This window comes from Planotetraspora kaengkrachanensis, assembly GCF_016862895.1.
Lineage (GTDB): Bacteria > Actinomycetota > Actinomycetes > Streptosporangiales > Streptosporangiaceae > Planotetraspora > Planotetraspora kaengkrachanensis.
On sequence record NZ_BONV01000011.1, the window covers coordinates 1 to 21789 of the forward strand.

General features: G+C 70.4%; 21 protein-coding genes and 1 pseudogene. 9 read left to right on the forward strand and 13 right to left on the reverse strand.

The features are described 5' to 3' along the window. Together Pka01_RS14755 and Pka01_RS14760 are read right to left on the reverse strand one after the other, a co-directional pair. The gene (locus Pka01_RS14755; protein ID WP_203883313.1) at positions 1–1305 is read right to left on the reverse strand and encodes a hypothetical protein; all 1305 of its coding nucleotides are present in this window, start codon (positions 1303–1305) and stop codon (positions 1–3) included. Continuing rightward, complete coding sequence (locus Pka01_RS14760) at positions 1302–1823, reverse strand: SigE family RNA polymerase sigma factor (protein WP_239114990.1); 522 nt, start codon at positions 1821–1823, stop codon at positions 1302–1304. The genes Pka01_RS14755 and Pka01_RS14760 overlap by 4 nt, the downstream gene beginning before the upstream one ends. On the opposite strand from Pka01_RS14760, the gene cysC reads away from it, so the two are divergent. Beyond that, entirely contained in the window at positions 1723–3159 is a 1437-nt protein-coding gene (cysC, locus tag Pka01_RS14765) for an adenylyl-sulfate kinase (protein WP_373318142.1), read from the forward strand. The genes Pka01_RS14760 and cysC overlap by 101 nt on opposite strands. 24 nt (positions 3160–3183) lie before the next feature. Here cysC and Pka01_RS14770 read toward each other — a convergent pair whose 3' ends face one another. Then, entirely contained in the window at positions 3184–4251 is a 1068-nt protein-coding gene (locus Pka01_RS14770; protein WP_203883316.1) for a glycoside hydrolase family 26 protein, read from the reverse strand. 221 nt (positions 4252–4472) lie between these two features. On the opposite strand from Pka01_RS14770, the gene Pka01_RS14775 reads away from it, so the two are divergent. The 7 genes and pseudogenes from Pka01_RS14775 to Pka01_RS41600 all read left to right on the forward strand — a co-directional run. Next, the gene (locus Pka01_RS14775; RefSeq protein WP_203883317.1) at positions 4473–5684 is read left to right on the forward strand and encodes a YveK family protein; all 1212 of its coding nucleotides are present in this window, start codon (positions 4473–4475) and stop codon (positions 5682–5684) included. Beyond that, complete coding sequence (locus Pka01_RS14780) at positions 5681–6937, forward strand: hypothetical protein (protein WP_203883318.1); 1257 nt, start codon at positions 5681–5683, stop codon at positions 6935–6937. The genes Pka01_RS14775 and Pka01_RS14780 overlap by 4 nt, the downstream gene beginning before the upstream one ends. After that, positions 6934–7929, forward strand: coding sequence for a hypothetical protein (locus Pka01_RS40765; RefSeq protein ID WP_239114991.1), 996 nt, complete (start codon positions 6934–6936; stop codon positions 7927–7929). Before Pka01_RS14780 ends, Pka01_RS40765 begins: the two co-directional genes overlap by 4 nt. After that, a complete protein-coding gene (locus tag Pka01_RS14785; protein WP_239114992.1) occupies positions 7926–8783 on the forward strand; it encodes a sulfotransferase domain-containing protein in 858 nt (285 codons plus the stop codon). The genes Pka01_RS40765 and Pka01_RS14785 overlap by 4 nt, the downstream gene beginning before the upstream one ends. After that, positions 8780–10105, forward strand: a complete 1326-nt coding sequence (locus Pka01_RS14790) for a lipopolysaccharide biosynthesis protein (RefSeq protein WP_203883320.1) — start codon at positions 8780–8782, stop codon at positions 10103–10105. The genes Pka01_RS14785 and Pka01_RS14790 overlap by 4 nt, the downstream gene beginning before the upstream one ends. Further along, positions 10102–11025, forward strand: a complete 924-nt coding sequence (locus tag Pka01_RS14795) for a sulfotransferase (RefSeq protein WP_203883321.1) — start codon at positions 10102–10104, stop codon at positions 11023–11025. The genes Pka01_RS14790 and Pka01_RS14795 overlap by 4 nt, the downstream gene beginning before the upstream one ends. Before the next feature lie 86 nt (positions 11026–11111). Beyond that, positions 11112–11327 (forward strand): annotated as a pseudogene (locus Pka01_RS41600) (helix-turn-helix domain-containing protein); the annotation flags it as partial. A gap of 18 nt (positions 11328–11345) precedes the next feature. Here Pka01_RS41600 and Pka01_RS14805 read toward each other — a convergent pair. From Pka01_RS14805 to Pka01_RS14835, 7 genes are all read right to left on the reverse strand, one after another. After that, entirely contained in the window at positions 11346–12167 is an 822-nt protein-coding gene (locus tag Pka01_RS14805; RefSeq protein ID WP_203883322.1) for a WecB/TagA/CpsF family glycosyltransferase, read from the reverse strand. After that, the gene (locus Pka01_RS14810) at positions 12167–13084 is read right to left on the reverse strand and encodes a glycosyltransferase family 2 protein (protein WP_203883323.1); all 918 of its coding nucleotides are present in this window, start codon (positions 13082–13084) and stop codon (positions 12167–12169) included. The genes Pka01_RS14805 and Pka01_RS14810 overlap by 1 nt, the downstream gene beginning before the upstream one ends. A gap of 14 nt (positions 13085–13098) precedes the next feature. Continuing rightward, positions 13099–14010, reverse strand: a complete 912-nt coding sequence (locus Pka01_RS14815) for a sulfotransferase (RefSeq protein WP_239114993.1) — start codon at positions 14008–14010, stop codon at positions 13099–13101. Between the two features lie 83 nt (positions 14011–14093). Further along, positions 14094–15356 carry a sulfate adenylyltransferase subunit CysN gene (gene cysN, locus Pka01_RS14820; protein WP_203883324.1) on the reverse strand — a complete coding sequence of 421 codons (1263 nt, stop codon included), beginning with the start codon at positions 15354–15356 and terminating at the stop codon, positions 14094–14096. Positions 15357–15477: 121 nt separating this feature from the next. Then, positions 15478–16392, reverse strand: a complete 915-nt coding sequence (cysD, locus tag Pka01_RS14825) for a sulfate adenylyltransferase subunit CysD (protein WP_203883325.1) — start codon at positions 16390–16392, stop codon at positions 15478–15480. A 19-nt stretch (positions 16393–16411) separates the two neighbouring features. Next, positions 16412–17173 carry a 3'(2'),5'-bisphosphate nucleotidase CysQ gene (locus tag Pka01_RS14830; RefSeq protein ID WP_203883326.1) on the reverse strand — a complete coding sequence of 254 codons (762 nt, stop codon included), beginning with the start codon at positions 17171–17173 and terminating at the stop codon, positions 16412–16414. Further along, a complete protein-coding gene (locus Pka01_RS14835) occupies positions 17174–18514 on the reverse strand; it encodes a sugar transferase (RefSeq protein ID WP_203883327.1) in 1341 nt (446 codons plus the stop codon). Between the two features lie 219 nt (positions 18515–18733). Here Pka01_RS14835 and Pka01_RS14840 point away from each other — a divergent pair, with 219 nt between their 5' ends. After that, positions 18734–19384: a 3'-5' exonuclease gene (locus tag Pka01_RS14840; RefSeq protein WP_203883328.1), complete on the forward strand. Its 651-nt coding sequence runs from the start codon at positions 18734–18736 to the stop codon at positions 19382–19384. On the opposite strand, the gene pth is transcribed toward Pka01_RS14840, so the two are convergent. The 3 genes from pth to Pka01_RS14855 form a co-directional block, all read right to left on the reverse strand. Next, the gene (gene pth / locus Pka01_RS14845; protein WP_203883329.1) at positions 19304–19924 is read right to left on the reverse strand and encodes an aminoacyl-tRNA hydrolase; all 621 of its coding nucleotides are present in this window, start codon (positions 19922–19924) and stop codon (positions 19304–19306) included. The genes Pka01_RS14840 and pth overlap by 81 nt on opposite strands. Before the next feature lie 66 nt (positions 19925–19990). Next, on the reverse strand, positions 19991–20608 hold the full coding sequence (locus Pka01_RS14850; protein WP_203883330.1) for a 50S ribosomal protein L25/general stress protein Ctc: 618 nt from the start codon (positions 20606–20608) through the stop codon (positions 19991–19993). A 137-nt stretch (positions 20609–20745) separates the two neighbouring features. Continuing rightward, on the reverse strand, positions 20746–21723 hold the full coding sequence (locus Pka01_RS14855; RefSeq protein WP_203883331.1) for a ribose-phosphate diphosphokinase: 978 nt from the start codon (positions 21721–21723) through the stop codon (positions 20746–20748). Positions 21724–21789: the final 66 nt, after the last annotated feature.

The window sequence follows — 21789 nt, forward strand, 5'->3', positions numbered from 1 at the left end:
CTAGCGGAGGGTGAGGACCGGCTCCCACGATCCCGGTTTCTGCGTGTTCTTGCGGAAGGCCGCCAACTGGAGCGACTTCCTGCCGTCGACGCTCACCAGCACCAGCCCGTTGTTGAACTCGTTGCCGCACGTGCCCGCGCAGCCCAGCCCGATGAGATGGTCGTCGTCGGCCCAGGCCAGCAACTGGAGGACCTGCTGGCTCCCGACGACCTTCCCGGTCGAGAGTTCGGTGACCGCGGTCGGCAGGCCCGCGGGGCCCGCGAGCAACCTGCCGTCCGGCGACACTCCGGCCTGCGACCCCCTCGACAGAACGAGGGAGTCGGGGGAAGGGGGGTCGTGCGGCCTGCCGCCAAGGTCGTAGAAGAGCGCGGGACGCTCGGTGGAGACTCCCCACTCGTACACCAGGCTGCCGTCCGTGCTCCATTGGAAGTCGCGCCGCGTGTTCCAGGGCGAGGACTCGGCCGCGCAGGGGTCGACGGCATGGAAATCACCCGCGTCCGCGGCCGCCACGTCGATCACATAGAACCCGGTGCGGCTGGTGCCGATCATGTTCGGGATCGGCGGGTGGTCCTCCGATCCCGGCCCTTCGACGGGCGCCTCTCCCCCGCTGCCCGGGGGGCACTCCGTGTGGGGTTCGGAATCCCCATCGGGATCGCGATCATAGGCCGTGGCGAGCAACCTCGTGCCGTCCGGCGACCAGGCGATCCCGCCGACGGGACGGTCGACCGGGATCCAGGCCAGCACCTTGCGCGTCTCCATGTCCAAGACGCCGATCCTGCGCGCCGGAAGGGTCTTCTCCAGCACGGCCGCGTACCGGAGCCCCGGCGCCACGTCGAGGTACGCCCAGGGGGTCTTCCGGTACGTCCGGGTGACCGGGTCGAGGAGGTACCACGTGCGGTCGAAGGTCTCGCCGCCGTTGCCGGTCTTGTGCCGCCTGCCCGTCCAGTAGGCCGAGACGGCCACGCGACCGGCCGCGAGCATCTTCTGGGGCGGGGAGTTCCCCGTGTCCGTCAGGATGCCGCCCTCGGTGTCGACCCCGCTGGTCACCTTGGCGGGCGGCCGGTGTGCCGGAGCCAGGTGGATCACCTCGTGCCGTGCCGGCGTGGCGACGGGATCGTGCGGGCCGAACCTCGGGACGACCAGTGCGACCGAGGTGACGACGGCGGCCGTCGCCAGGGCGGCGATCACCGCCGTGCCGAGTCGCCTGTGGCTGCGCCGGCGGAGCGCCCGGTCGGCCAGGTCCGCGGGGACGTGCGCCTCGCGGGACCAGTCGTCCATGGTCTCCTTGAGGATTCGCGGCGTCATGAGGTCACCTCGCTGACGGAGAGTCGGAAATCGGCGAGTTCCGGCGCGGTCACGCGCAGCCGGGCAAGCGCCCGGTGCGCCGTGCTGCGTACCGTGCCGACAGAGCACCCGAGAAGCCGCGCCACTGTCTCCTCGGGCAGGTCCTCGGCGTAGCGGAGGACGAGCACGGCCCTTTGCCTGGGCGTGAGCCGGGCGAGCGCGTGGCGCAGCACGAGCCGGAGCTCGGCCCTGCTGGTACCGTCGGCAGCCACCCCCTCGGGCAGGCTGGCCATCGGCGTCTCCCGCTGCCTCCAGGCCAGACGCCACCAGCTGATCTGCTGGCGGTACATGATCTGCTTGACGTACGCCTCTGGCTCGTCGATGCGCTGCCACTTCACGACCGCCTTCGCGAGGGCGGTCTGCACGAGATCCTCGGCGGTGTGCTGGTCGCCTCCGGTCAGCAGGAACGCCAGCCTCATCAGCGCGGGCGACCGCGCCGACACGAACTCGCGGAATCGTCGTTCGTCTGCGGCGTCCACAATCACCTCCAAGGAATACTGTCGGCTTCTAGACGCCTTGCGCACCCTCCCGCTATGCGTCCGAAGGACACGAAGTGACATCAAGAGCGTTGCCGGCCGAATCGATCGGAAGAGACGAATGACTGAGTGGACTCCCGACGCGCGGGAACTGGCGGACCTGGAGTTGCTGCTCTCCGGGGCGTTCGCGCCGCTGACCGGCTTCCTGACCTCGGCCGACGCGAACGCGGTGGCCGAGACCGGCAGGCTGTCCGACGGGACGCCCTGGCCGGACCCGATCACGCTCGCCCTTCCCGACGACATCCCTCCCGGCGCCCGGGTGACACTCATGGATCCCGAAGGCGCGGCGGTGGCCACGCTGACCGTCGAGGAGCGGGACGGCCACCATGCGGCAGGCCCGGTGGCGGCCCTCGACGCGCCCGCCTTTGGCCCGTTCGCCCGGCTGCGCCGTACGCCCGACGAGGTCCGCAAGGACCTCCCCGACGGGGAGATCCTCGCCGTGACCATGCGGGGCCCTCTCGACTCCGCCGTCCTCGAGGATGTGGCGGCGACCGCCGAGGAACTGGAGGCCACCGTCCTGCTGATGCCGCTGGTGTTCGGCGAGAGCGGCCCCGCGCTGGTGCGCGCGGCGCTCAAGGCGTCGGAGCGGCTGCCCGGATCGACCGTGGTCGCCGTGCCGCTCGCGCCCCGCGAGGACACCGAGATCGACCTGGAGCTTCGTGAGCATGTGGCGCGCAACTACGGCGCGACCGAGCACTACGCCGGGCCTGCCCCCGTCGTCATCCCGGGGCCGCCGCACCGGCGGGGACTCGTCGTGTTCTTCACCGGCCTGTCCGGGTCGGGCAAGTCGACGGTCGCGCGCGGCCTTCGCGACGCCCTGCTCGAACGGGGCGGGCGCACGATCACCTATCTCGACGGTGACGTGGTACGGCGGCTGTTGTCCGCCGGGCTCACCTTCTCCCGGGAGGACCGCGACCTGAACATCCGCCGCATCGGCTTCGTCGCCGCGGAGGTCGCCCGGCACGGCGGCCTGGCCATCTGCGCGCCGATCGCGCCCTACGCGGCCACCCGCGACGAGGTGCGGGACATGGTGGAGGAGGTGGGCGCCGACTTCCTGCTCGTCCACGTCGCGACGCCGCTGGAGGAGTGCGAGCGGCGCGACAGGAAGGGCCTGTATGCCAAGGCCCGCGCGGGGCTGATCCCCGAGTTCACGGGGATCTCCGATCCGTACGAGGAGCCGGACGACGCCGAGCTCGTGCTCGACACCACCGGGGTGACGGTCGAGCGTTCCGTGAACGCCGTGCTCAACCTGCTGACCTCGGGAGGCTGGATCCGCTGATCCGCGGCGTCCCCGCCCGCCGGTTCAGCGGGTGGGGACGCGCGTGCCGGAGAACTGGGGCTCGCGTCCGAGCTCGGCGAACGCGCGGCCGCCGCCCGGAGTCGTGTCGAACCGGGTGTCGCCACGCGGCGCCACCGGCGAGTCGAAATACACCAGCGCCTTGATCTGCGGATAGTCGTCGATCTGCCGCGCGACGGACGCGAAGAAGTCACGCTTGAACCTGGGCGAGCCCGATCGCTCGAAGGCCCCCCATTCGGCGATCATGATCGGCTTGCCGGGGAAGCGCCCCTGCATCCACCGATAGAAGCCGGGCCAGTGGGGATAGTCCGGGCGGGTCTTGTTCACCATGCCGGCGAAGTCGTTCACCTGCGAGTCGGCGTAGGGGTCGATGGCGACCCAGTCGACCACGTCGTCGCCCGGGTAGAGCGACTCGAACCACGGCTTGGACGCCCAGTTGGGCGCACCCATGTAGGTCATCACCGTCACGGCGTTCTGGACGCCCCGGGCCCGGAGGCGGGAGACGACGTGCCGGTACATGGCCACGTAGTCGGTGGCGGAGAACCCGTCGCCCGGGCGGACGTCGTCCTCGGGCTCATGGTGGATCGTCAGGAAGAAGCGGCCGGGGAAGGTCCGGGTGATGTAGTCCGCGAGCCGGTCGATGCGGTCGTCCACCTCGCCCCGGGCCACCTGCGCCCACGTGCGGTCAGGTGCCGGCTTCCAGTTGACGAGCAGCAACCGGGGGCCCCGTGCGACGGCGCGCTCCTGAGGCGTGGGGAACAGCTCCTCACCCCGGTGGTACACGTGCACGATGTCCGCCCGGCGGCCCATCCTCCGCTCGGCCGTCTGGACCGACTGCAACGGGCGCCTGCCGGAGAAGACGTCGGGCGCGATCCCCCACCACGCCCCGCACGTCGGGATCAGCTTCTCCGTCACCACGCAACTGGCGACCCTCGGCGGCCTGTGCGTCTGCTCAAGGTACGTCCCGACCCCCCGTGACGTGCTGTTCGCGGCCGAGCAGCCCACCGCGCCCGTCCCCATCAGTACGGCCAGGCCGGTGAATGCGGCCAAGCCGGCGCCCCCAGTTCGTCGCACCGCTTCCCCCCTCGTGTGGTCCACATCCCCGCGGGGGTTCACCTTCCCACCAAGAAGGGGAGCCTGGTGGGCCATTCTTACCAAGTCATCTGTCCAGAAATTTCCGAGAAAAGTAGGCCGCTATCCGGTCATTCCTGCGTTGAAAATCTTCAATAGTGGAGGGGGAAAACCTCTCACCGGCCTATAGTTCGACTCCGAGCGAGGGGCACGGAGAGTTGGACATGATTCTTTCACCGCACAGCAGAGACATCGCGGAATACGGTTCCGTCCTGCGCAGGCGGTGGCAAGTCTTCCTGTCATGCCTGGCCACAGGGATGATCGGCGGTGCGGTTCTCCTGTTGGAGACGCCCGCCTCCTTCATGTCCACGGCCCAGGTCCAGGTCTTTCCCACGGGAATGCAGGAACAACTCAACCTGATAACCCCACGGCAGAGGGAACCCCTCAACCTCGACACCGAGTCGCAGATCGCACAATCCACCGTGGTCGCCTCCATAGCCGCACAGGGCCTGAATTATGCGGATCCTGAGGGCTTACGAGAAATGGTCGACGTCAACGTTCCGCCCAATTCGGCCATTCTTGCCATCTCATTCACCACCACCGATCCCGGATCGGCGGCGAAGGGCGCCCAGGCGTTCGCCGACGCGTATCTCCAAAATCGGTTCCGCTCGGCGATGGACGCACTCACGGCCGAGCAGAAGGTCATCGCGGCCAAACTGCGCCAGGTGAACGCCGATCTGGCGAAGGCGGCCGCCGCCGTATCCGTGCAGGCCCCCGGATCGGCCGCGCGGGCGGTCGCGGCGCACCGGCAGACGGTGCTGGCCCGCCAGGCGTCCAACCTCACGGTCAAGTACGACGCCCTCAAGACCGTCGCGATCACTCCGGGCACCGTCATCAGCCCCGCCCGGCCGCCTGTCGAGCCGAGTGCCCCCAGCGCACCGATCCATCTCGGCAGCGGGCTCTTCCTGGGCCTGGTGTGCGGCGCGGGGGCGGCGTTCGCCCGGGACCGGCTCGACACCCGCCTGCGCCGGGCCGGCGACGTGGAACGGCTGACCGGACTGCCCATGCTCGCCGAGACCACGGGGCGACCGGAGGCGGTGATCTCCCGCGAACTCGCGGCCATCGCGGTGACCGCGCTGGGCGACGGCCGCCACACGCTGCTCCTCGACGACCTCGGAGACGAGGGCCGCGGCCGGTCCATGGCCGAAGGACTGCGCGCCGCGCTCGCACCGCTCGCGCCCATCTCCGTCGCGACCGAGCGCGGCACCGGACCGGGCGCGGCGATGCTCCTCGCCCCGCTGGGCTCGACCACGTCCGCCGACGTGGCCGAGGCCGTACGGCGACTGGCCCGACAGGGCGTGCGCGTGCTGGGCGTGGTGGCCTTGCCGCCCAGGCCCGCCGCGCCGGTGCCCGACCAGGCGGAGCAGGTCACGTGAGGCCGGCGGTGTGGCCGGTCGGCGCGCTGCTGATCGGCTATCCCGTCTGGTGGGCACTCGGACTCGGCGGCCTCGCGGTCATCGTGCTCGCCGTGCCGATGGCCGTGATCCTGTGGCGCAGGCGGCCGATCAGGGTGCCCAAGGGCTTCGGCCTGTGGCTGCTGCTGCTCGCCGGATACCTCATCAGCGCCGCCACCCTGGCCGAGACGCCCGACGGCACCTACGGCGACCTGTCCCCCGGCCGGGTCACCGGCTACCTCGTGCGCCTGGCCGTCTACGTCTCCCTGCTCGTCATGGTCGTCTACCTGGGCAACCTCTCCCTCGACGAGCTTCCCCAGCTCACCCTCGTGCGGATGCTGGGGGTGCTGTTCGTCACGACGGTCACCGGGGGCCTGCTGGGCGTGTTCGCCCCCGGCTTCCAGTTCACCTCGCCGCTCGAGACGGTCCTGCCGGGGTGGATCGCCGACAACTCGTTCGTGCGGAACCTGATCCATCCGACGGCGGCGCAGATCCAGCACGTGCTCGGGCACAGCTCGCCCCGTCCGGAGGCGCCGTTCGAGTGGGCCAACGCCTGGGGCAGCAACGTGTCCGTCCTGGTCATCTGGTTCGTGGTCGGCTGGTGGGCGTACGGCGGGCCGTACCGGCGGGTGACGGCGGTGCTGCTGCTCGCGGCCGCCGCGGTGCCGATCGTCTACTCGCTGAACCGCGGCCTGTGGATCGGGCTCGCCATCTCGGCCGTCTACCTCGCCCTGCGCGGCCGCCCGCTGCTCGTCGGGGCCGCGGCCGCCCTCGCGGGCGCGGCCTTCTTCCTGTCGCCGCTGAGCACGATCGTCGCCCAGCGCATCGACAGCCCGCACAGCAACGACATCCGGGCCTTCACCGTCTCCTCCACCGTGCGCGTGGCCGCCACGTCGCCGCTCATCGGGTACGGCAACACGCGCAACGCCTTCGGCAACCAGCGCACGGTGACGACGGGCAAGACGCAGTGGTGCGAGGAGTGCGGCCATCCTCCCCTGGGCAGCGACGGCCAGTTGTGGCTGCTGCTGATCAGCCAGGGCTTCGCCGGCGCCCTGTTGTACGTCGGCTTCTTCGCGGGCGCCGTCCGCCGGTTCTGGCACGACCGCACGCCCATCGGGCAGGCGGGCACGCTCGTCATGATCCTCGTGCTGTTCTACATGTTCGTCTACGACGGCCTGATCAGCGCGCTGAGCCTGTATCTGATCTCCTTCGCCCTCCTCTGGCGGAACGCATGAGAGACACCACGACACGTCTGCGCTACCTCCACGAGGTGCTGGCCGAGCTGTATCCGCCGGGCACCTCGAGGGGGTCCCGCACGCTGCTCCCGCACCGGCTGGTGCCCCGGAGGCTGGTCCCGCGCACCCGCTGGCACGCGGCCCTCGGCCGCGGCGTGCCCGTGTGGGACGGCCCGGACACGATCGAGACCCACCTCAGCCAGGTACTCGGCACGCGGATCCGGGCCGTCGTGCACGTACGGCCGGCCAGGCGGGCCAACCGCAAGCCCGTCCTGGAGGCGCACGGGGAGGGCGGGCTCATCGCGTTCGTGAAGATCGGCGACTCGGATCGGACCAGGGAACTCGTCCGCCACGAGGGCGAGGTCCTGCGGCTGCTGGCGGATCACCCCATGAAGGTGGTGGTGCCGCCGTCCGTCGTCCATCAGGGAACGTGGCGCGGGCTCGAGGTGCTCGTGGTCTCCGCGCTGCCCGTCACCGCGGCACCGGCGCCCCGCGGGCTCCGCGACGCGGCCGTGGCCGAGATCGCCTCGTTCGGCCGCCGGCGGATGGCCGCGGGATGCGAGCGGAGCGAGCCGGCCCGGCCGCGGGCGGTGCCCGCGCGGGCGGGCGGCACGCCCCCGCATGACCACTCCGGATGGGGGTGGCACGGCGACTTCGCGCCGTGGAACGTGTCCGCGGCCCCCGACGGGCGGCTGCTCGTCTGGGACTGGGAACGGTTCGCCACCGGCGTCCCCCTCGGGTTCGACGCCCTCCACTACTACTTCAACCGGGCGCTGCGCCGGATGCGCCCCGCCGTCGCGGCCCGCTCCTGTCTGGCGCAGGCCGGCCTGCTCCTGGAGCCGTTCGGCCTGTCCTCCGCGGAGGCACGCGGGACCGCCGCCCACTACCTGATCACCCTTGCCGATCGGCACCACCGGGACGGCCACGAGCCGCTCGGCCCGTCGTCCCTGTGGCTCAACCCCCTCGTCGATCATCTGGAGAGCCTGCTGTGAGGTCCACGTTGAAGCGCTCGGCTCATGCCGTCTCCCTCACCACGGGCATGCTCACGACGCGCGCGCGGATGTTGCCCTCCTTCCTGATCGTCGGAGCGCAGCGGTGCGGCACCACCTCGCTCTACCGTGCGCTCTCCCGGCACCCGTTGATCGTCAAGCCGGTGCTGCGCAAGGGCGTGCACTACTTCGACGTGAGCTACGACCGCGACCTGTCGTGGTACCAGGCGCACTTCCCGCTCAAGGCCACCGGGCAGCGGCTCGAGCGCCGCCACGGCCATCGCACCCAGGCCTTCGAGTCGTCGCCGTACTACCTCTTCCATCCGCTCGCGGCCGCCCGGATCTCCTGGAACCTCCCCGGCGTGAAGCTGATCGTGCTGGTCAGGGATCCGGTCGAGCGGGCCGCGTCGGCGCACGCGCACGAGCTCGCCCGGGGGTTCGAGGTCGAGCCGTCGTTCGAGCGCGCGCTGGACATGGAGGACGCGCGGCTCGCAGGCGAAATCGCACGGCTGCGTGAGTCCCCCCACTACCTCAGCCACGCCCACCGGCACCACGCCTACGTCGCCCGCGGCAGGTACGCCGAGCAGCTGAACCGCCTGGAGCTGCTCGTCGGCCGCGACCGGCTGCTCGTACTTGACAGCGGCAGGTTCTTCCGCGAGCCGGAACCCGTCTACGACCGCGTCCTGGAGTTCCTGGGGCTGCCGCGGCTGGGTGACCCGGTGTTCGAGGTGCACAACGCGCAACCGCGGACCTCAGAGATGCCCCTGTCGGTGCGCCGGCGGCTGAGCGCGCACTTCGGCCCCTGGGACGCCCTCCTCAAACAATGGCTCGGGACAGAGCCCTCGTGGCACCGATGAGCGTCCTCGGAACACGTCTTCCCACCGGCCGTGTGGCGCGCGGCGGCATCGCCGGACTCGCCGCCGCGGGAGGCGGGGCCGCGAGCCAGTTCCTCATCGTGTTGCTCGTCACCCGATCACTCGACCCCGGCGCGGCGGGGGCGTTCTTCACCGCGACGGCGTTGTGCCTCATGCTCGCCGGGATCCTGCGGCTCGACGCCGGCAACGGGCTGATCTACGCGCTGGCGCGGCCACGGGACGAGCACACGGCCCGCGCGGTGGTGTGGGCGGCGCTCGCCCCCGTCGTGGCGTGCTCCGCACTCGCCGCGGTCACCGTCACGATCCTCGATGCCGAACTGGCAGCGCTGACCGGCGTCCCCGACGCCGTCTGGCCGGTGCTGGCGGCGGCCCTGCCCGCCGTCGTGCTGGCGGACGTCCTGGTGGCGGCCACCCGAGGGCTCGGCTCGATGCGCCCGACGCTCCTGCTCGACGGCCTCGCCCGGCCGGCGAGCCAACTGCTCCTGGTCGCCGTGGGGGTCCTCACGGGTGCCTCCCTGCCGATGACGACGGCCGCGTGGGCCCTGTCGGCCGTCCCCGCCACCGTGCTGGCGGCGTGGTGGCTCGGCCGGCGCCTGCCGGGCCCGGCGGCTCTCCCGCTCACGTGGGATCGGGAGGCGACGGCGTCGTTCTGGCGATACACCGGCCCGCGGTCGGTCGCCTCGGCCATCCAGGCGGTGTTCCAGCGCCTCGACATCGTGATCGTCGCGGTGCTGGCCGGCCCGGCGCCCGCGGCCGTCTACACGGCGGCCACCCGATTCAAGGTCGTCGGGCAACTGGCCAACCAGGGGCTGACCCAGGCCGTGCAGCCCCACCTCGTCAGGGCGATCGCCGACGGCGACCTCGCACGGGCCCGGCGCCTCTACCAGACCACGACCATGTGGCTGGTCGTGCTCACCTGGCCGATCTGGCTCGGGTACGCGGCACTCGCGCCGTGGTTGCTGCCGCTGTTCGGCCCGTCCTACGCCGACGGCACGGCTATCGCGCTGGTGCTCTCCGGGACCATGGTGGTCGCCACCGCCTGCGGCATGGTCGACGTCGTCCTCATCGCATCCGGGCATACGGCGGCGAGCCTGGCCAACACCGGGTGCGCCGTGGCGGTGACCGTCGTGGCCGACGTGCTGCTGGTGCCGTCCCACGGCGCGCTCGGTGCCGCGCTCGGCTGGTCGGCGGGGGTGCTGGTGAAGAACGCGTTGCCGCTGGTACAGATCTCCCGGCGTTACGGTCTGCTGCCATTCGGCCGGCATTCCGCGGGAGCCCTGAGGTTGCGAAGGAGCGTCGCGTGACCGCGTCAGGGCCGCCTGTTCTGGTCACCGGCCTGCCGCGCAGCGGCACGAGCTGGGTGGGCAGGATGCTCGCGGCGAGCGGGGAACTGGTCTATGTCAACGAGCCGCTCAACCCGCAGCGTCCTCCCGGCCGTTCCCCCGGCGTGCTGGCAGCGTCGGTGACCCACCGGTTCCAGTACATCTGCGACGACGACGAGATTCCCTGGCTCGACGCCTTCTCCGGGACGATCGCGCTCCGCTACCACTGGCTGGCCGAGATCCGCAGCAACAGGCGGCCCGGCGATCTGGCCCGGATGGCCAAGTACGGCACAGCGTTCGGGATGGGCGCCCTGCGGGGCAGGCGGGCGCTGCTCGACGACCCCTTCGCGCTTCTGTCCGCGGAGTGGTTCGCCCGGCGGCTCGGCTGCCAGGTGATCATTCTGGTCCGCGATCCCGTGTCGTTCGTCGCGAGCTGGCAGCGGCTCGGCTGGACGGTCTCCGTCGACGAACTCCTGGGGCAGTCGCTGCTCCTGCGTGATCACCCCTGTGTCGAGGGGCTCCGCCCGCTGGCCGGCTCGGCGGACCGCATCGCCACGGCGGCCGCACTGTGGAAGACGGCCCGCCAGGTGACCGAGTCGGTGTCCGCACGCTCGGCCGGCATCCGCGTGGTGGGCTTCGAACACCTGGCATCCGCTCCCCTGGACGGCTTCCGCGACCTCTACGAGTGGTGCGGCCTGCCGTGGACCCGGCGCGCCGCCCGGCGCATCACCTCGGCCTGTACGGCACGGCGCTCCCGGTCGGGCGGCTTCGCCTGGACGGGCCTGTCACGGACGGCCTTCCGCCCGATGGACTCCCGCGAGGCGCTCACGGCCTACCGCCGGCGCCTGTCCCCCGAAGAGATCGCCCGCGTCCAGTCCCTGACCTGCCTCCCCGCAACCTGACCAGGTCAGGAGATGCGAGAAAACGCAATCAACACACACCATGCTAGTTAGCATGTCAGTTAGCATGCTCGCGTCAGCGTAAGGAGGACTCCGAGGATCGGCGCCCGCAGATACTCGATGCTCTTGGCGAAGAGATTCTTTCGAGAGCTGAACTTGCCCGCCGAACAGGTCTGACGGACCAGACAGTTCGGCGATGGCTATCCATCATGCGGGAAGAAGGCACGGTGGAGCTCATCGGCGATTCACCTCGAAGCAGTTCCGTGCGCTACCGCAGGGCCCGCCAAGGATCCCTGTTTCCCTGAGAAAGATGTCTCCGGCGATCAGGATCCACGCCGGAGCCGCCGCGACAGGCGTTTCAACAGGCAGACGGCGAGCAGGCGCAGCGCGAACGGCAGGTCGTCGACGAGGTAGCGCCGCGCCAGCCTGCCCGGCTCGCTCAGTAACCGGAACAGCCACTCCAGCCCGTGATCTCCCATCCACGCGGGAGCCCGCCGTACGGCGCCGGCGGTGAAGGCGATCGCGGAGCCGCAGCCGACGAACCACGCCCCGGGCAGATCGGCCCGGACCGTGGCGATCAGCCGATCCTGCTTGGGGAAGCCGAGCCCCACGAAGACCAGCCGCGGGGCGGCCGCGACGAGCCGCCTCCGCACCTCGGCGACGGCCTCCGGGCACGATTCGAATCCGTACGGCGGGGCGTCGGTCCCGGCCACCACCAGCCCCGGATAGCGGTCGCACAACACGTCCCTGGCGGTCTGCGCCACCCCCGGCGGACCGCCGAGCAGGTAGATCGGCATGCCGCCGGCGGCGGCGGCTTCCGACAGCGACCAGATCAGGTCGGCTCCGGTGACCCTTTCCGGCAAAGGACGGCCGAGCAGCCGGGCGGCCCAGACCAGTGGCATGCCGTCCGCGACCGCCAGGTCGGCCCGGGTCACCAGGGCGCGCAGGTCGGCGTGCCGCGAGATCGCCCGGCAGATGTCCACATTGGGAGTGACGAGGTGGCCGCCCCTGCCGCGGCGGAGCGCCGCGACCACATGCTCCACCACCTGCGCCTCGGTCAGCGGATCGACCTTGACACCGGCGACCGCAACCCGACCGTGGCGCCGGCGGGCCGGAGCCTGCGCCACCTCCGATCGTGTGGCCATCAGATGCCGTGACCGCGGGCGTTGAGCAGGCTCAGCACGGCGCTCGCGGAGATCAGCCTCCCGGCGACCGCCAACGCGACGGCGGCGCGGGGTTCACTCCTGCGGGCCGCGAAGGCCCTGAGCGCCCAGCGGGCGGCCTCGCGGCGGTGACCGAGAGCCGCGTGCGAGAAGGCCAGCTGGCCGTAGATCCGGGCGGCGCCGCGCGCGTCGGCCGCCAGCTCGGGATGGCGGCCCAGCATCCAGTCGAGGCCCGCGATGCGGTCGGCCCACTTCGTGACGTACTGCGAGGCGCCCCAGCGCACCCGGACGAGGGGACGGTCGACGTGGACGATCGGATGCCGCCACGCCGCGCGCAGCGCGAGGTCCCAGTCCTCGTTCTGACCGCCGGGGGCGCTCTCGTCCACCCAGATGGAGCCCCGCCGGAACAGGAACGTGGACGAGTGGACCATCATCATCCGCGAGCGCGTCAGATGCTCGCGCGTCACCCTGTCGGTTCCGGCGAGGCGGGGGACGCGGCGCGAGCCGTACTCGATCTCGATCGCACAGCTCGCGAAGTCGGCCTCCGGCTCCTCGGCCAGCGCGGCCGCCTGCGCGGCCAGCTTGCCGGGCAGCCAGAGGTCGTCGTCGTCGCAGAAGGCGACGAGTTCGGTCTCGAGGGCGGCGATTCCGGAGTTCCTTGCTCCGGGCAGCCCGGGCCGCTGGCGGTTCGGCAGGATCCGGACGCGGCCCCGAGGCGAGCCCATGATGCTCCCCAGTCGCCCGGCCACCTGCTCGACCGGCACGTCCGCCGCGTCGACGACCACGACGACCTGCAACGGGCGGCCGTAGGCCTGGTCCAGCACGCCGGCCACCGCGGCGGCGAGCGAGTCAGGCCGGTCTCCTCGGGTGGGGATCACCACTCCCACGGACGGGTTCACGTAACGAGCTCCGATCAGTAGGCGAGGGGGTAGCCGTAGACGAGCAGCAGCGGCCAGGTCAGCGCGGTGACCAGCCAGCGCTGCCGGAACCGGAGTGCCGCGCGGCGGTCGTGGAACTCGATGTGGCCCACGGCGAACCGCATGGGGTTGCCGGAGACCGTGTGCGCGACACCCAGCCGGGCCTGGCCGTCCTCGACGAAGCCGAGCGCCTCGGGGGAGTCGGGCAGCCGCAGGTCCGCGGCCAGCCGCGTCAGCGTCGTGACGGGGTCCTGCACGAGGTCCTCATAGTGGACGCGGACGACCTGGACGCCCTTCCACCGCAGGACCTCGAAGGCCAGGTTCTGCGCGAGCCAGTGCATGGCCGTCCTGGCGGGCGCCCACCGCGCCATCGGCCGGCCGTCCTCGGGCCGCCGCACCCTTCTGCGCCAGGACGCCGCGACCGCCCGCGGGTCGCGCACCACATGGACGACTCGTACGTCCATGGTCGCGGACAGGCAGAACGCCAGGGAGGCGTGCTTGCTGGAGTCGATGACGACGCGCGCCGCCGCGACCTCGGCCGCGGCGGCGTAGATCCGTGAGTACGCCGAGACGTACTCGGCGAGTTCGGCCTCCCGGGTCAGCAGCCCGACGGCGAAGACCGGGATGCGGCGGGTGCGGTCCACACGGGCGCGCAGCTCCTGCAGCATGACGGCCCGGCTCTCCCGCCAGAAGCCGAACGCGCGGCCGCCGACCTTGGTCCAGAACGTGCACTGGGAGAACCGTGAGCCACAGCCGCAGGGCTCGTCGGCGCGGACGCCGCGGGCCCACAGATGGACGACCTCTCCGAGCGGCGCCACGCCCGGAATCTCTCCGAGAAGGCGTTCGAGCAGGGTGGTGCCGCTACGGCCCAGCCCCCCCACGAAGATCACCGGCTGAGCGTCGGCCACGAGCCCTCCACCTAGTGGATGCGGAACGTGACGACACTAGCGCGGAGAGTAATCGAACGCCGGATGATCCCTAAAGGATCTACTCAGTGCGCATCGACGATCATCCCTGCACCGACGGTGCTGTTGGTGGCCTCGTCGATCAGGATGAACCCGCCGGTTTGGCGGTTCCTGGCGTAGTCGTCCACGAACAGCGGCTGGGTGGTGCGCAGCGTCACCCGGCCGATCTCGTTGAGCCCGAGCGAGGTCGCCGACTCGTCGCGGTGGAGCGTGTTGACGTCCAGGCGGTACTGCAGGTCCCTGACCACGGTCCGCGCGGTCCTGGTGCTGTGCTTGAGAACGAGCTTGGAGCGCGACTGCAGCCGCACCCCGTCGGTCATCCACGCGACCATCGCGTCGATCTCCTGGGCCACCTGCGGCTGGTTGTGCGGGCGGCAGATCATGTCGCCACGCGAGATGTCGATGTCGTCCTCCAGCCGGAGCGTGACCGACATCGGCGGGAAGGCCTCGTCGAGCGCGCCGTCGAACGTGTCGATCGACCTGATCCGCGTGGTGAGGCCCGACGGCAGGTGCATGACCTCGTCGCCCGGCTTGAGTACGCCCCCGGCCACCTGACCCGCGTAGCCGCGGTAGTCGTGCAGCGACTGGTTCGTCGCGTTGTGCGGGCGGATCACGTACTGCACAGGGAAACGCACGTCGACGAGGTTGCGGTCGGAGGCGATGTGCACGTGCTCCAGGTGATGGAGCAGCGAGGTCCCCTCGTACCACGGCATGTTCTCCGAGCGGGAGACCACGTTGTCCCCGTGCAGCGCGGAGATCGGGATGAACGTGAGGTCGCTGGCGTTCAGCTTCGACGCGAAGGCGGTGAACTCCTCGCGGATCTCCTCGAACCGGGCCTCGGAGTAGTCGACGAGGTCCATCTTGTTGACCGCGAGGACGAGGTGGGGCACCCGGAGCAGCGTCGTCAGGAACGCGTGCCGCCGCGACTGCTCCAGCACGCCCTTGCGGGCGTCGATCAGGATGATCGCCAGGTCGGCGGTCGAGGCGCCGGTGACCATGTTGCGGGTGTACTGAATATGCCCCGGGGTGTCGGCGATGATGAACTTCCGCCGCGGCGTCGCGAAGTAGCGGTAGGCGACGTCGATCGTGATGCCCTGCTCCCGCTCGGCCCTGAGCCCGTCGGTGAGCAGCGACAGGTCGGTGTACTCCGTGCCCCGGTCGCGCGAGGTGCGCTCGACCGCTTCCAACTGATCTTCGAAGATCGCCTTGGAGTCGAACAGCAGCCGGCCGATCAGCGTCGACTTGCCGTCGTCCACGCTGCCCGCCGTCGCGAAACGAAGGATGTCCATTACTCGTGCTCCCCAAGGTTCGTACGGCTCGCAGCAGGAAGATCGGCGCGCGTCGGAAGCGGCCTTCGCGTCCGGCGGGGCCGGTCCTCCGTGACCCCGCCGCGGGAAGACAGGCCGGCCATCAGAAGTAGCCTTCCTTCTTGCGATCTTCCATGGCGGCCTCGGACGCGCGGTCGTCGGCGCGGGTGGCGCCGCGCTCGGTGATCCTGGTCGCCGCCACCTCGTCGATGATCTGCTCGACGGTCGTGGCGGTCGAGGCCACCGCGCCGGTGCACGTCATGTCGCCGACCGTGCGGTAGCGGACCACCGCCTCGAAGATCGGCTCGTCCTCGCCCCGCTGGACCACCTCGGCGTCGGCGAGCAGCATGCCGTCGCGCTCGAACACCTTGCGGGTGTGGGCGAAGTAGATCGAGGGGATTTCGATGCCCTCGCGCTGGATGTAGTGCCAGATGTCCAGCTCGGTCCAGTTGGACAGCGGGAACACGCGGATGTGCTCGCCCTTGCGGATCCGGGTGTTGTAGAGGTTCCACAGCTCGGGCCGCTGGTTCTTCGGGTCCCACTGGCCGAAGTCGTCGCGGAAGGAGAAGACGCGCTCCTTGGCCCTGGCCTTCTCCTCGTCCCGGCGGGCCCCGCCGAACACGGCGTCGTACTCGTGCTCCTCGATCGCGTCGAGCAGGGTCGTGGTCTGCAGGCGGTTGCGCGAGGCGCGCCGCCCGGTCTCCTCCATCACCCGTCCCGCGTCGATGGACGCCTGGACCGAGGCCACGACCAGCCGTGCGTTCAGCTCGGCGACGCGGCGGTCCCTGAAGTCGATCACCTCGGGGAAGTTGTGCCCGGTGTCCACGTGCATCAGCGGGAAGGGGATCGGCGCCGGCCAGAACGCCTTCTCCGCCACCCGCAGCATGACGATCGAGTCCTTGCCCCCGGAGAAGAGCAGACACGGGCGCTCGAACTCGGCCGCGACCTCGCGCATGACGTGGATCGCCTCGGCTTCGAGCACGTCGAGCTGTGACGTCGTGTAGTCACGCTGGAGCATTGGTGCTTCCTCCGGGAGATTAGCGATGAAGGTCACGGATGCCGGCGAGCAACGTTGGCGCCAGATCCGGTAGGCAGACAAGGATATCCGGCAGTGAGGGGTCCGCCTGGTTGTATACGAGCGGCGAGCCGTCGATCCTGCTGGCGTGCGCGCCCGCGGCGAGCGCCACGGCGACCGGCGCCGCGGAGTCCCACTCGTACTGGCCGCCCGCGTGGACGTAGGCCTCGACCTCGCCGGTGAGGACGGCCGAGATCTTGGCCCCGGCGGAGCCGATCGGGACGAGGTCGGCGCCCGCGAGGACCGCGAGTTTCCGCACGAACTCAGGGGGTCGGGTGCGGCTGACCGCGATCCGGAATTCGTCGCCGGGCTCGGCGATCACGGGGGGAGCGGCCGTCGTGAGGGTCCTGCCCTGCGCCGGAAGCGCCACCGCCCCCGCCGTCAGCCCGCCCCTCTCCCACAGCGCCACGTGAACCGCCCAGTCGGACCGGCCCTCCTCGGAGAACTCACGGGTGCCGTCGAGCGGATCGATGATCCACACGCGGTCGGCCGTCAGGCGGCGCGGATCCATCCGCTCCTCGCGGGTGGCCTCCTCCGACAGCACGCTGTCGCTCGGCCTGAGCCGCTGCAGGGCCTCGGTGAGGAAACGGTGCGACGCCTGGTCGCCCGCGTCCTTCAACGCCCGCTGGTCGGCGAACCCCTGCTTGTCACGGAGCGTGAGCAGCCGCTCCCCCGCCTCGGTGGCCAGATCCGCCGCGAGGGCGTGGTCGTCCCTAATCGTCATTCAGTAAGCTCCCGCGCCGCCGGCGACCGCTGACCAGGTCTTCCATAGGATCTGCAGATCCAGCATCAGCGACCAATTCTCGATATAACGCAGGTCCAACCGTACCGATTCCTCCCACGAAAGATCAGACCTGCCGTTGACCTGCCAGAGGCCGGTCATCCCGGGACGCACGACCAGGCGCCTGCGGACGTCGTCGCGGTAGCGGGCGACCTCCTCCGGCAGCGGCGGGCGTGGTCCCACCAGGGACATGTGACCCCGGAGCACATTGATCAACTGGGGCAGCTCGTCGAGCGAGTGCCGCCGCAGGCGGACCCCCATGCGGGTGACCCGCGGATCCTGACGGATCTTGAACAGCAGTCCGTGGCCCTCGTTGACCAGCTCCACCCTGCGGGCCTCGGCGTCGTTCCGCATGGTCCGGAACTTCAGGATCGTGAACTCCACACCGTCTTTCCCGATCCGCGTCTGCCGGAACAGCACCGGCCCGGGGCTCGACGCCCGTACGGCTATCGCGATGGCGAGCATCAGCGGAGCGAGCAGAATCAGGGCGACGCCCGCGACCAGCCGGTCGAAGGCCGTCTTGAGCAGCTGGCGCGCGCCGGCGAGCTCCGGATGCTCCACGTGGAGCAGGGGAAGCCCCGCCACGGGCCGGATCGTGGTGCGCGGCCCGGCGACCTCCATGAGGGCCGGGGCGACCACGAGGTCGGTGCGGGTCCGCTCCAGCCGCCAGGCCAGCCTCCGCAGCGCCGTGCCGTCGAGTTCGGGACAGGCGAGGACCGCCACGGTGTCCGCACCCATCTGCTGCACGACGAGGGGCACGTCGGTGAAGTCGCCCAGGACGGGGATCTCCTCGATCTCCCCGGACGACTCGGCGGGCAGGCACGCCGCGACGATCTCCATCCCGTGGTAGCGCTCGCGCCGGAACCTCGTGATCAGCTCCGCGATGCCCGCGTGGTGGCCCACCGCCACCACCCGGCGCATGCAGTCCTCGCCCCGGCGCCGGCGACCGTGCAGCCGGCGGCGTAGGCCGTACCGGGCGAGAAGGGTCAGGACGGTCATGAGCGGCAGCGCCACGACGACGTACCCGCGGGCGAGATCGGCCTTGGTCACGTAGGCCGTGATGGCGACCGCCGCGATGAGGATGAATCCGCACTGGGCGATCCGGCGGAACTCCTCGGAGCCCACACCGATCAGGCGGGGCTCGTAACCCCTGTCGAGACAGATCATGGCGGCCCACACGGGTGGAAGCGCACAACTCAACACCACATACGGCGCCACGTAAGGAGTAACCTCGCCGAACCTGAGCAGTACGGCGGCGACCCCGGACAGAAGGGCACACGTCATGTCGGACACAACCGCGTGTAACCGGTATCGGGTCGCCCAGCGTGGCGGCCGCGGGGTCGGATGCGCCGGCGCCACCCGCGCCCGGCCGGCGGCGACCACTGACACTTCGCCGTCCAGCACGCACCCTCCACACTCATCACCCTGCGCCGTCGCGTAACGGCGTCGTCACTGACAGTGAGGAATGCTAGCGGTCATCCGGCGGGGCTTAGAGGAGAATTCGTGAAAGCCGAAACGTACATCTCTGTGGATATCGAGGCCGATGGCCCGATTCCCGGCCCCTATTCCATGATCAGCTTCGGCATGACGGTCGCGGGGAGGATGGTCGGAAGGCGGTTCGAGAAGACCGACCCCGAGGCGACGACCTTCTACGCGGAGCTCCGGCCGATCAGCGACGACTTCGTGGCCGAATCGCTCGCTGTCAGCGGACTCGACCGCGACGCGCTGGTCGCGGACGGCCGCGACCCCGCCGAGGCCATGGCCGACGCCGCGGACTGGATCCGGAAGGTGTGCGGCGCCGACCTCCCCGTGCTGGCGGCGTTCCCGCTGGCCTACGACTGGATGTGGCTGTACTGGTACTTCCTGCGTTTCACCGGGGAGAGCCCTTTCGGCCACTCCCGGTGCATCGACATCAAGACCCTCTACACGGCCAAGGCGGGCGTTCCCGTCGCCTGGTCGACCAAGCGGCAGATGCCGCGCGAGGTGCGGTCGGACCGCCGCCACACCCACAACGCGTTGGACGACGCCGTCGAGCAGGCCGAACTGTTCCAGAACCTGATGCGCTGGCAGGGATCAGCGGGGCGGCTTCACCGGGTTGAGGTCCCCCGCGTGGAACCGGTTCTGGGTGACCTCGACCCCGCTCGTGATCAGTGACTCCACCATGTCGGCGGCCCGGTCGACCAGGAACGGCAGATCCTTGCGCTCGGCCATGGCGAAGTCCTTCAGCACGTAGGCCGCCGGATCCATCCGTCCCGGCGGGCGGCCGATACCGAACCGGATCCGCGGATAGTCCTTCGTGCCCAGCGACTTGGTGATCGACTTCAGGCCGTTGTGGCCGTTGTCGCCGCCGCCCAGCTTCGTGCGCAGCGCGCCGTACGGGATGTCGAGCTCGTCGTGGACGACGATCACGTTCGCGGGCGCGACCTTGTAGAAGTCGGCCAGCGCCTTCACCGGACCGCCCGACAGGTTCATGTACGACAGCGGCTTGGCCAGCACGGCCCGAGCCCCGGCCGACCTGCCTTCGACGATCTCGGCACGCGACTTGTGGACCTTGAAACGGCCCCCCATCCGGGCGGCCAGCTCGTCGACCACCAGGAAACCCGCGTTGTGCCGGTTCCCGGCGTACTCAGGCCCGGGGTTGCCCAGGCCGACGACGAGCCACCGCTGGTCACCGGGCTCGGCGATCCCAGACATCACGGTCTCCTCACATGAAGAAGTCCTCCACAGGAGGTCCTGTGGAGGACTGTCTCACAATCGGTGCTACTCGGCGGCCTCGGCCGGAGCGGCCTCAGCCTCTCCCGCGGCCTCCTCGGCGGCCTCGCCCGCCTCGGGCAGCTCGGCGGTCGGAGCCGCGATCACGTGCAGGACCAGCGCCTCGGGGTCGCCCACGAGCGTGGCGCCCTTCGGCAGCACGATCTCGCCGGCGTGGACGGCGAAGCCGACGTCCTTGCCGTCGACGTCGACCTCGACACCGGTCGGGATGTGCGTCGCCTCGGCCTCGACGGACAGCGCGACGAGCTGCTGGTCGAGGATGCCGCCGCCGATCACGTCGCCGGAGACGGTGACCGGGATGTCGACGGTGACCTTCTCACCACGCTTGACCAGGAGCAGGTCGACGTGCTCGACGAAGCCCCTGATCGGGTCGCGCTGGACGCCCTTCGGCAGCGCGATCTCGTCGACCCCGTCGCCCTTGACGTGGATGAGCACGTTGGCCTGACGCAGCGCGAGCAGCAGCTCGTGCCCCGGCAGGGTCAGGTGCCTGGGCTCGGTGCCGTGGCCGTACAGCACGGCGGGGACCTTGTCGCCCCGGCGGATCTTGCGGGCGGCGCCCTTGCCGAACTCCGTGCGGAGCTCAGCGGCGATTCGAACCTCGGCCATGGCACATCTCCTAGGGATGTCTCGTGGATGGATGACCGCGCTCCCCCTGATCCGCCCTAGCGGTAGGCGTTACGAGCGCAGCCTGCACAGTCTAGCTGTGTTTTTTTGGCCTCGCCTCCGGCGAAGCGGCCGTCTGGCTAGCTGTCGCCTTCGAAGAGGCTGGTGACGGAGCCGTCCGTGAAGACCTCGGTGATGGCGCGGGCGATCAGCGGGGCGATCGACATCACGGTCAGGCTGTCGAACCTCTTCTCCACCGGGATCGGCAGGGTGTTCGTCACGACCACCTCGGAGATCCGCGAGTTCTTCAGGCGGTCCACCGCCGGGTCGGAGAACACCGCGTGCGTCGCCGCCACGATGACGTCGGTCGCCCCGTGCTCGTAGAGCGCGTCGGCCGCCTTGCAGATCGAGCCACCGGTGTCGATCATGTCGTCGATCAGCACGCAGGTCCGGCCCTGGACCTTGCCGACCACCTCGTGCACCTTCACCTGGTTGGCCACATCGAGGTCGCGGCGCTTGTGGATGAACGCCACCGGCGTGCCGAGCGAGTCGGACCAGCGCTCGGCCAGCCGTACGCGGCCGGTGTCGGGCGAGACGATCGTCGTGGTCGCCGGGTCGAGTTTGCCCCGCAGGTAGTTGATCAGCACGGGCATCGCGAACAGGTGGTCCACCGGGCCGTCGAAGAAGCCCTGGATCTGAGAGGTGTGCAGGTCGATCGACATCAGCCGGTCCGCGCCTGCCTGCTTGAACATGTCGGCCATCAGCCTGGCCGTGATCGGCTCTCGCCCGCGGCCCTTCTTGTCCTGCCGCGCATAGCCGTAGAAGGGCATGATGACCGTGATCCGCTTGGCCGAGGCGCGCTTGAGCGCGTCGACCATGATCAGCTGCTCCATGATCCACTGATTGATCGGCGCGGTGTGACTCTGCATCACGAAGGCGTCGCAACCGCGGACGGACTCCAGGTAGCGCACGTAGATCTCGCCGTTCGCGAAGTCGCGCAGCGCCGTGGGCGTGATCTCGACCGCGAGGTTCGCGGCCACCTCGTCGGCCAACTCGGGGTGAGCGCGTCCGGAGAAGAACATGAGGTTCCGCTCACCCATCGTCTTCTTGCCGCTCATGCCACACTCCTCGAATGCCGAGCCCCCCGGCCGGCCGTTCCGTAACGGGTCGCCTGGTCCCGCACA